Origin of the sequence: Coprococcus sp. HPP0074 (assembly GCF_964238105.1) — a bacterium.
Lineage (GTDB): Bacteria > Bacillota > Clostridia > Lachnospirales > Lachnospiraceae > Faecalimonas > Faecalimonas umbilicata.
Genome location: NZ_CAXSKS010000018.1, coordinates 1 through 1,176, shown reverse-complemented (window position 1 = coordinate 1,176; position 1,176 = coordinate 1). Strand labels below are relative to the sequence as shown.

The 1,176-nt window shown below is 37.8% G+C and carries 3 protein-coding genes; 1 reads left to right on the top strand and 2 read right to left on the bottom strand.

The annotated features are described in order from the left end of the window. Window positions 1–86: 86 nt before the first annotated feature. Entirely contained in the window at window positions 87–245 is a 159-nt protein-coding gene (gene rd, locus ACESPO_RS13250; RefSeq protein WP_008976410.1) for a rubredoxin, read from the bottom strand. 144 nt (window positions 246–389) lie between these two features. After that, the gene (locus ACESPO_RS13245) at window positions 390–722 is read right to left on the bottom strand and encodes a helix-turn-helix domain-containing protein (RefSeq protein WP_120093028.1); all 333 of its coding nucleotides are present in this window, start codon (window positions 720–722) and stop codon (window positions 390–392) included. 224 nt (window positions 723–946) lie between these two features. Between ACESPO_RS13245 and ACESPO_RS13240 the strand changes: the two genes are divergently transcribed. Further along, window positions 947–1,176 (top strand): hypothetical protein (locus ACESPO_RS13240; protein WP_499788986.1); only part of this gene is annotated, 230 nt, incomplete at its 3' end.

The window sequence follows — 1,176 nt, the reverse complement described above, 5'->3', positions numbered from 1 at the left end:
AAAAGTTTCAGGGGCAGATTTGACTTATACGAGTCAAATCTGCCCCTGTTTGGAACTATCTATTTCCCGACAGCCCCCTTATTTTTTTACGCTTCTACAAAAACATCTTTACCAAGACCGCAGAGTGGGCATACCCAATCTTCTGGAAGATCTTCGAATGCTGTTCCAGGTGCGATTCCGTTATCTGGATCACCGATTTCTGGATCATATTCATATCCGCATGGTTCGCAAATATATTTTTTCATAAAGTCACCTCCTAACTGAATGGTTATAAAAATATAAAACACATATCAGGAAATCCTGAATATATTATGATCATATTTCTGCAAGTTATTCTAGCAGAAAATCAGGAAAAATACAATAAAAAAACGGTGAAAAATGTATAAAGCTTATTGGGTGCCGAGATATTTGGACAAGGCTTCTAGTTGGACAAGGAATTCTCGCTGCCTTTCTTCTGACAATGAATGAAATACCAACAACATCCGGGTTTCCAGACGGGAAAGGGATAATGAAGCATGTCCGGGCTTAATTTCTAATACATCATCGGCAGAAAGATCGTATAATCTTGCCAAGGTTGCAAAGGTATTCAAATCTGGTTCTGCAACATTGTTCTCATATCCCGACAAAGATTTCCGATTAATTCCAGTTAATTCCATGACACGTTTTTGTGTATAGTCTTTATTTTCCCGCGCATTTTTAAGGGTAAGTCCAATATTTTTCATGAAATGCTCCTTTTTTGATTAATATAAACCAGGGCTCTATGAAAATTCATGAAAGTCTGATAAAAATGGCATTTGGTAGTTGACGTCTTAAAAACTAAGACTTATAATAGTGGAGAATAGAAAAGCATGCGTGTGAGCTTGAGGCATGAATGCAGGTACGTGAACGGAAGAGTGGGGACGCAGCTTTTGAAAGTGTGAGCAAAAAAGAAAAGTGAGGTAGTGTTATGAAGAAAAGATTTGTAGCAAAGCAAGTAGGTGTGCTTTCTTTGACAGCAGTTCTTGCTGGAATGCCGGCTGTAAATGTACTTGCAGAAGATGTGTATGCACAGAAAGTAGAAAGCTTACAGAAAGAGATGCTGGAACAAGCAGTAGCAACGGAAACAAAATTAAATATTACATTTGAAACTGTACATGGTGAAAAAGTAGGAGAAACTGTAGCAAAAACAACAGCGAC